The 8,703-nt window shown below is 43.1% G+C and carries 9 protein-coding genes; 1 reads left to right on the forward strand and 8 read right to left on the reverse strand.

Features of this window, described 5'->3' with window-relative positions; all coding sequences use genetic code 11:
- Positions 1 to 18: 18 nt before the first annotated feature.
- The 8 genes from DP117_RS32275 to DP117_RS32310 all read right to left on the reverse strand — a co-directional run bounded on the left by DP117_RS32275 (position 19) and on the right by DP117_RS32310 (position 7,867).
- The gene (locus DP117_RS32275) at positions 19 to 612 is read right to left on the reverse strand and encodes a DUF948 domain-containing protein (RefSeq protein ID WP_169222253.1); all 594 of its coding nucleotides are present in this window, start codon (positions 610 to 612) and stop codon (positions 19 to 21) included.
- A 14-nt stretch (positions 613 to 626) separates the two neighbouring features.
- Positions 627 to 974 (reverse strand): YtxH domain-containing protein, encoded by a 348-nt coding sequence (locus DP117_RS32280; protein ID WP_169222254.1) that lies wholly within the window; start codon positions 972 to 974, stop codon positions 627 to 629.
- A 243-nt stretch (positions 975 to 1,217) separates the two neighbouring features.
- On the reverse strand, positions 1,218 to 1,547 hold the full coding sequence (locus DP117_RS32285; protein WP_169222255.1) for a hypothetical protein: 330 nt from the start codon (positions 1,545 to 1,547) through the stop codon (positions 1,218 to 1,220).
- A gap of 490 nt (positions 1,548 to 2,037) precedes the next feature.
- Positions 2,038 to 2,403: a DUF2237 domain-containing protein gene (locus DP117_RS32290; RefSeq protein ID WP_169222256.1), complete on the reverse strand. Its 366-nt coding sequence runs from the start codon at positions 2,401 to 2,403 to the stop codon at positions 2,038 to 2,040.
- A 72-nt stretch (positions 2,404 to 2,475) separates the two neighbouring features.
- Positions 2,476 to 2,640 carry a hypothetical protein gene (locus DP117_RS32295; RefSeq protein WP_169222257.1) on the reverse strand — a complete coding sequence of 55 codons (165 nt, stop codon included), beginning with the start codon at positions 2,638 to 2,640 and terminating at the stop codon, positions 2,476 to 2,478.
- Between the two features lie 486 nt (positions 2,641 to 3,126).
- On the reverse strand, positions 3,127 to 4,800 hold the full coding sequence (locus DP117_RS32300) for an ATP-binding protein (protein ID WP_169222258.1): 1,674 nt from the start codon (positions 4,798 to 4,800) through the stop codon (positions 3,127 to 3,129).
- Between the two features lie 269 nt (positions 4,801 to 5,069).
- Positions 5,070 to 5,528: a response regulator gene (locus DP117_RS32305; RefSeq protein WP_169222261.1), complete on the reverse strand. Its 459-nt coding sequence runs from the start codon at positions 5,526 to 5,528 to the stop codon at positions 5,070 to 5,072.
- Positions 5,529 to 5,593: 65 nt separating this feature from the next.
- Positions 5,594 to 7,867 (reverse strand): ATP-binding protein, encoded by a 2,274-nt coding sequence (locus DP117_RS32310; protein WP_169222259.1) that lies wholly within the window; start codon positions 7,865 to 7,867, stop codon positions 5,594 to 5,596.
- 461 nt (positions 7,868 to 8,328) lie between these two features.
- On the opposite strand from DP117_RS32310, the gene DP117_RS32315 reads away from it, so the two are divergent.
- Positions 8,329 to 8,667 (forward strand): RRXRR domain-containing protein, encoded by a 339-nt coding sequence (locus DP117_RS32315; RefSeq protein WP_169222260.1) that lies wholly within the window; start codon positions 8,329 to 8,331, stop codon positions 8,665 to 8,667.
- The last annotated feature ends 36 nt before the right edge of the window (positions 8,668 to 8,703 follow it).

An 8,703-nucleotide genomic window follows, 5' to 3' on the forward strand; every position in this document is an offset into this window, starting at 1 on the left:
AACAGTGTTTGAGACGCGCTAACCCTGTTTATCAGACCAATTGTCAGATTCTGACTGACGCTGCAAATCTTGCTCATCAAAACTGTTTTCCCAATCAGCAGAAACGTTGTAATCGTCGTAATTATTGTTGATATTATATCCTTCCATAGGTGTGTAGCGATTCTCTTGTCTTAAGGCTTGCCGTTCTTGCAATGTCAACTTCGGTTTCTGAGACGATGATAGACGTTCAACTGTTCGCCTTGAAGATTTAGGGCGCGTAAAATTTCTCCAAGCAGCTTGCACACCAACTATAAAACTGCGCGTGCCTATTTGGACATTTTGTGCTTGCTTTTTCGCATTATCCAAACTTTGATCAACTTGTTTCGCCACTTGACTAGCACTTTTGACACCTTCACTGACATCATCAGTTAAGTCAGTGATTTCTAAACTCGTCATGCGAATGGCATCAAGAGTGGGGGGTAACTCTCTATAAAGAGTATCAAATAACTTTTCTGCGCTGCGAGCTGCTCTTGCTAATTCCTGCAAAGCTGGAATCGCCGCCACCAAAACAGCTGTAAGACTGGCGGCGACTAGGAGTATAGATAGTCCCAGCCAAAACAGGGGATCGATCACTGTGATATCTTCTACTAACGATTTAAATGTTGAGAAATAGTATCGGACTTTTCTTGAGCATTTGGCTGCTTCATTGCTTGACTTTCCCGTAAACTAGCATCAATGCCAGCTGAAATTGCCTCCCGCAGTCGGTCTAGGGTATCATCCCAGTTAGAGCGTGCGTTTGTAGAAAGGCGATCTGCTTGCATTTGGACGCTTGTTGAAATATCTTCTGCCAATTCTGGCAAAGCACTGGCAGATTTCTTCAAAAGTTGACGAGTTTCGCGTCCTGTGCGTGGAGCAATAAGCAATCCAGTTAAAGCACCAATGGTTGCACCTAGCATCATACCGCCAACAAATAATCCAGAACGGTTGTTAGACATTTTTTCTTTCTCTCCTTAAACCCATTTTATGCGGGTTTTCACGCCTTGCAAAATCAAAAAGATTTTATCTTTACTAAATTTAGAGAGACAATGTATTTGCGGCAAAGGTTGCCTTGATATGGAGATTCTAGAAAAATCTGTAATCTATAACACCGATTCATTTATAAATTGTGACTAAAAAACCCGGTTTCTTCCAGTTCAGCCAAAATTTTCAGTTTTTCCCATAACACAAACCTCTACTCTTTACTTTCTCTTTTTCACTAATTTTGCTCGGAACCGAAGAAAATTGCTACGCCAGATTTGCTGTCCAAGTGTAAGCAGCCTAAAAATCTGCCGGAGTCGTTGGATTTGTAGCTGTGGTGGTTGGTTTCCCTGTCGCAGATTATGAATATTGCGTTGACGCATGTAAAAAGCTTCGGGTGCTCCAAGTAGTACTGCATGGGAACTACGTTCAGCAGCAACTAAAATATTAGCGATTCTTGTCAGTCGCTTCTTGAGTAGCCGTACTCGCCAAGCCACGTAGAGAAGAATCAGCGAGATAAGTATGTTGATAACAACAACGACTGTAACCATTGCTTAATTTTGTTGCACCCACTGTTAACTTTTGCTAAATTATGGCTTTAAATTCAAGCCATAATAATCTCTCTTTAGTTAGCTTAATCCGCAATTCATCTCATCGCTCACCCGTAAAGGTTTTACCGGGAAGTGCGGTCTGAAATATACTTAAATAGCCGACTACGGCCTGCGGTATGTAAAATATTCAAGTAAACGAACGTAGGGAATGGTTTTTCAATCATTCAAGTCGGGTATCACACGAACCTGACTATAAACTGCGGTAGTGGGAAAGAATTCGAGTACCACGAACGAAGTTCTGGAAATATAAAATCTGCCAGAAGCCTACACTGTACACGAAGTCTCAGTGTGGGAGTGTCACGTCTCAAGCGCTAAGCAGGCTGCAACTAAAGTCGAGAAATTTAGGACTTACGCACAACTTAGCTGGTTTTTATCAAAAATCCTCTGTTTCGATCAAATACGAAGCTTGTGCGTAAGTCCTGTTAATCAATCAATTCAAGGCATGTTTTTTCAAATCATCCAGAGAAACCACTTCCAAAGCTCTAGAATGAGTTGCCGAGAGGATGACAGGGGGAGCAACGCCAGCCTCAAGAGCTTCTTCCCAGCGAGCAGCACATAAACACCAGCGATCGCCTTGTTTCAAACCAGGAAATTGATATTCCAAAACTGGAGTACTGAGATCATTTCCTCGTGATTTGGTGAACTCAAGAAATTCTGCTGTCACTTGGGCGCAAATAACATGCTGTCCAAAATCCATACCGCCAGTGTTGCAGAACCCATCACGGTAATATCCAGTCACAGGAGAAGAGCAGCAAATTTCTAGCTCTTCGCCGAGTACGTTTCTTGCTTGTGTCATCGCCAATTCCTTTAAGTTTGCGTGACTGTTCCTAAACAAGTATATCCGCCTTGCTCACCAGAGCATCCTGGCTCACCAGTTTGAGGGGATAGGAGTACACTCATCGACTTTGAACCATCGCTTTTTACCACGCGGCAACTTCACTAATACACTACCGGGTTTCCACCACGGGGAAGGAATCACCAAACCGTTACGACCGTTGGGGAGTTTAACAAGTGTACCTGGAATAATAGTCATAAGAGTTTATCAAAAATGAGAGATATCTAAAAGTGAATTAGAAAACTATTCTTCGAGAGTTCATCACCGGAAAATCCCACGAACCTTGCCATAAGAAAGATTTTTCTCGGACGAGTTGGTGGAGCGCGTAGCGGGGCGCTAGCCCGTTCTATTTCCAAGTCAAATGAATGTTGCAGGGCTAACGACTTGCAACAGGCTTGATTAGAGGCGTGGAAAAAAATTATTAAGAGAATCTAAAGAATAATTAAAGTCTAGCTAATCTTTCTGTTTGTTTTAAGAATGTCAATATTTCTTTACATAAAACAGAAGACTATGAGAGCGATCGCTTCGCTGACATCTTGCGTTATTCTTAATAACCTGAAAGAAACCGGGTTTCTATACAAAAAATCAAGGTTTTGACTCTAAGCCGTTTTCAAGAAACTCGGTTTCTGACCTTAGTGTAAAATCTGAGGTATCGCAATTACTATCGTATTGAGCATTCTGAGTTCAGGTTGCTCGCTTCGGCAAGTTGACAGTTATCTTCGTTCCTTGCTTTTCTTGGCTTTCTACTGTGATTTCGCCGCGATGCAACTCGACGCAAGCTTTAACAATCGCTAACCCTAAGCCGATTCCAGGAATTGCGCCAACGTTACTCCCGCGACGAAAGGCTTGAAACAAGTGTTTTTGCTCCTCAATGGGTATGCCGATTCCTTGATCTTTGACATCAAAAATGATGTGGGAATCATTCCCCATCAGGTGAACTTCAATATTGCCACCATCTGGAGAGTACTTGATCGCATTCGACAGTAAGTTCACCAGAATGTGTCGCAAAAGTTTTTGATCACCCCAGAACCCCTTTGTATTCCCTGTGATTTTGAACGTCAATTCATGGCGTTCGCTGATGATTTGTCGCTGCTCCTCAATGATGTCACAGAAGAATTGCAGCAGTTCAAATGGATATGGGGTAAACGTTGTTTTGCCAAATTCAAATGTCTCAATCACCAGCAAGTCATCCACTAGCTTAGTCATTTGTCTGGCTTTGTCTTCTATGAGTTGAAGGAAGTGCAGGTGTTGCGCCTGATGCAGTTTGTTGTTGTGTTGCAACAGCGTTGACGTCGCCGCAAGAATGGATGCCAACAGAGTTCGATATTCGTAAGAAACTGTGGTGACAAATTGGGATTTAATAGTGTTGAGTTGCTTTTCGTTCTCCAGAGCCAGCAGAACCTGGTTGAACTGTTCGGCTTGTTGGATGGCGATCGCCAACTGCTCAGCCAATTGATTGAAAATTTCTACTTCATCTGTGGACCACTGTCGCACGTTAGAATCTTGACAAGCAACGAGTAACCCCCAATATCTCCTAGAGGATTCGTCTTGTTCTTTTTTCAGAATCGGAACAAGCAAATATCTTTCAGTCGCCTTTTTCTTATTGTGCGAAACAATGATTGACGCGTGATTTTGCGTCAGTGTGCTTGCTTCTTCTACCTCCCAGGGGCTGGACTGGTGATTGTCAGTCAAGAAGGCGGTGAATTGCTGGATGGGTTCGTGGGATAAGCGACTCGTGCCAGATTCACAAAGCTTTGTCAGATAAAGCTTTGCTGATTTACTTCTCTGGTTGTTGTCTGGAGTTGGGGTAACTTGGTATATTGTCACGCGATCGCACAAAAGCAGTTGTTGCACTTGAGTGACAGTCGTCTGCAAGATTTGCTCTAGGTTCAATGACTGACGGATGCGTAGGGCGATCGCCGCAGTTAATTGCTGTTGTTCCTGTTTTTTACTGAACTGATTTTGCTTTTGTGAGTGTTGAATTGCATTGCGAACACTCAGTTGCAGAACATCCGGTTGTAGATGTTGCTTAATAAGGTAATCTTGAGCGCCCCGTTTCATTGCCTGTACGGCAACGCGTTCATCACCTTGCCCTGTTAACATAATGACGGGGAGGGGGGAATCTAATCGCTGCTGGTTGAGCTGATCCAAAAACTCCAACCCGCTCATATCAGGTAGGCAAAAGTCGAGCAGAATGGCATCACAGCGTTTTTTCTGACAAAGCGCAAGTCCAACCTCTGCTGAGGCTGCTTCTAAAATGTGGTAAGAATGGTGAGGATCGTTTAAAAGGTATTCTCGATAAACTTCTCGATCCTCCATACAGTCATCGGTGATCAGGAGTGTCCAGACGTCTGACATAAGAGGAAAATAGAGGAATCTCTTCCCTATATGTGAAACCCACAGTTTATTTACTGTAAAGAAAATCTAAACGAAAGAGTGAAAAATTTTCTTTTTATACTGTCAATGATATCAAATCCTTTGCTAGCTTGCTAGATAAAGGTCGTAAGACCAGAGAGGGAGAGTAAGACCATCACCGACACTAGTGTCGGACTTGCAGCAATGTAAGTACCATAAGTGGCATCTGCCTGCCAGACAGGAAGCCCCATCCCTGAATGCGGTGGGGTACTTCACTGAGTCGAATTTGAAGTTGGTGGTGTATTTGCTTCCAGCCAATAGTTCACAAATGCTTGAACAGTTTTCTCCAGTTCATACGAGTCAAATGGCTTGATCAGATAGCCATTTGCTCCTTTTTCATAACATAATTCAACATCTTTTGGGTTGGAGGAAGTGGTGAAGACAATAATCGGAATTTCCTTGAGATTCTGGTCTTGCTTGAGTTGTTCTAGCACATCGCGACCATCAGTGCCCGGTAAATTCAAGTCAAGCAGGATGATCGAGGGGCGTGGAGCAACATCCAGACTGTCATAATCTCCTTCCTGATAAAGGAAATCTAAAACCTTATCTCCGTTTGTACAGCGGTAGATGGGGTTTTGAACATCCATTTGCTGCATCAGCAGTTGCAGCACTTCAAAATCCTCATCACTATCTTCAGCGATGAGCAAGGGATCGCACCGCTTTGTTGTTATTCGTGTCATTAAAAGTTGATGTTATGTTTTCTTTATATAATTTTACAAAAATTATAATTTATGAATTATCCTAAAGTAAAGTAAAATGTAGAGCCAATACCTACGGTAGACTCTACCCAAATCTGTCCGCCGTGACGCTCGATGATCTTTTTGGCAATTGTCAGTCCTGCCCCTGTACCGCCGCCATAGAGATTTTGCTCGTGCAGGCGCTTAAACAACCGGAAAATAATCTCTAGATGTCGTGCTCGAATGCCGATGCCGTTATCCCGAACGTAGAAAGTCATTGGGGAGTGGGAGAGTAAGGGAGTGTGGGAGTGTTGGAAAATATCTCTGACTTTCTGCTGTTTTTCACTGTCGCTGATTTCTTCTACGTTTAAGTAGCCAATTTCAATCCATTGTTCTGCCTGATCGTTGTATTTGAAAGCGTTACTGAGAAGGTTCATGAACACTTCATTGATAAGGACAGGATCACAGTGAACAGTGGGAAGTGATCGCGGAATGCGAATATCAGGTTGAATGTCTTGACGACTGACGCGCAAATCTGCAAGCACCTGGTTCACGACTTGGTTAATATCCGTGGGTATCAAATGAAGCTCTGCTTGTCCTAATCGCGAGAACTTGAGCAAAACATCGATTAGCGACTCCATGCGACGGGTTAGACGAACTAAGGTTTGCAGGCGGTTTTTACCCACGTCATCCAGCACCGACTCATAATTTTTCAACAACAGTGTTGAGTAATTATGAATACCTCGCAAAGGTTCCTTGAGATCATGAGAAGCGGCATAAACAAAAGAATCTAGCTCTCGGTTGCTGCGCTCTAATTCCTGATTAATTCGGGCTAATTCATCCGCTTTGTTAAGGACGATACCGACGATCGCACTTCTGAGATCCAGTGCATTTTCCAATTCACACGCTTTCCAGGGTAACGAAGTTAATCGAACGGTTTCTTGCCATTTTTCAAATGATTTGCGGGGAGATAGAGTTATTATGCCATCTGCAGCCTCTTTTATAGATGCATTTGGATCACCTGCCCAGTTTATAGTTTGCAGGACTTCCGGACGAAACCAGAGGATGTTATAATACCGGACTTTGGAAATTTGCAGTTTCAGCAAGCCACTGGCAACATCTTTGAACACAAGAGCTTCTGGATAAAGTGCTGGCAGGGAATTAGTATAAAATAGAGTGTCACTAACTTGAGTATCTGTCCATTGAAGCAAAGCTCGAACCTGCTCAAGCGTTGGCGTTATCCCAACTAAGGTCATGTCATCTTGCAGACAGACAGCAGCTCCAGTCGCACTGACTAGATCTAGCAAGCGAGGGGGAGGATTAACAAGAGCTTGTTTGAGGTTATCGACTTGAGAAATAGATTCAACAAACTCCGATTGTAGAGTTCTGAGTTTAACAATGTAGTCCAGTTCTTCGGAATTAACTTTATTGGCTAATTCCAACGCCACGAACTGCCCCAACAACTCGCAGGCTTCCCGAACTTTGTAGGGAACATACTTGGGTGTCTGGTGATGACAGGAAATTAATCCCCAAAGCTTTTGCTCGTTCATTAACGCAATGACTAGAATAGCTGCCGCGCCCATGTTTTGATGGTATTCAACGCAGCAGGCATCAACGCTCCGAAGAACTGCAAAGCTAAGATCAACCGGCTGCTGCATCAGCAAATGAGAAGCTGGTACTAACTCAACTGACTGTGCCTTAAAATTAGGAATATATCGCAATAATCCCCGTGCATACAGCCCTCGAACTTGCTCTGGAATATCCGTCGTTGGATAGCGCAAACCTAAATAAGGCGGTAAGTCGTCCTGCTTTGCTTCTGCCATCACGGTACCTGCTCCGTGTTGGTTAAACTGATAGACCATCACTCGGTCAAATTCAGTGATTTTACGAACTTCTTGAGTCACCAGCTGGAGAAATTCACCACTGTTGGATACTTGTCGCAGTTTGGCGAGCGCTCGTTTAAGCACAGCAGAGATACTAAAGGAACCTAACTTTGTTTCAGATGATGTTGGTTCTAACTCAAGGATGATGACACCTTCTGTGCGATGAAGCAAGCTGTCAAAAGAACACTCATTGACCGAGATACGTTCTTGAAGTTTTATCGGACTAACACCATCAATTTCCACCAAACTCTGCCTAATAGCTTCAACGAATTGGTCATCAAGCAGCCTGTTAAGTGGTTGACTTAGCAAACTGTCAGGTGTAATACCAAGATAATCCTTGATATTAGCACTTACGAAAAGAAGTGTTAGCTCAGGGTGACTCAGCACTAGAAGGATACCATGAGGCTGAATTAAACCAGAAAAACAAATCGATTCAAGATTGTGGCTCATTGAGCTCCCGGTATAAGTAACGTAGTGGTGATTTTGAACTTATTCATAGCTTGACGACTTGATACAAGTTTTAACTAAATCTAAAGATAATATTAAAATATTTTACAAAAAGATCGGGATGGGATGATTCGGATGAAACAATATAAACAAAAATATAAAAAAATATTAAATGCTTTTCCATGTAGAGACATGATGGTCAGGATTCTCTAGTTGAGAGCCAAGCCCCTGCCTTTTAGGCAGGGGCTTGCAGGATACTCCACCTGACCAGACTAATCGTTTAGAGCAAGAGTTAAAGTTCCTACCTTGGGATGCTTGCTAGTCCCAAGCTCTAGAACCAAACGATTAAACAGGCTTACGGAGAATAAACCAGTGTCGTTTGGATAGTACCGACTCTAAACAAAGTCGTTCGCGCAGCGTGTCCCAAGGGGACTCAGCAAACATTACTCTTAGGAGTTGCAGAAATGCAAAATTACGTTTTTGTTCTAGACACAAACAAGCAGCCGCTTAATCCCATTCCTCCAAAACGAGCAAGAGAGTTATTGACTAAGCAAAAAGCTGCGGTGCTCAGAATGTGTCCGTTCACAATCATTCTGAAACACGCAGTTCCTAATCCAGAACCAAAAACATTAACCATCAAACTAGACCCTGGTTCCAAAGTCACTGGAATTGCGGTTTTAGATGGAGAAAATGTTATCTGGGTTGCTGAACTAGAACATCGAGGTTGGCAAATCAAGAACTCTTTAGAATCAAGACGTTCACTGCGACGTGCCAGACGTAATACCCTTTCACGAAAATCCTGATACATTTCACTTCCCCAACAGCCCCCAACCCCAGAG

Origin of the sequence: Brasilonema sp. UFV-L1, from assembly GCF_012912105.1 — a bacterium.
GTDB lineage: Bacteria > Cyanobacteriota > Cyanobacteriia > Cyanobacteriales > Nostocaceae > Brasilonema.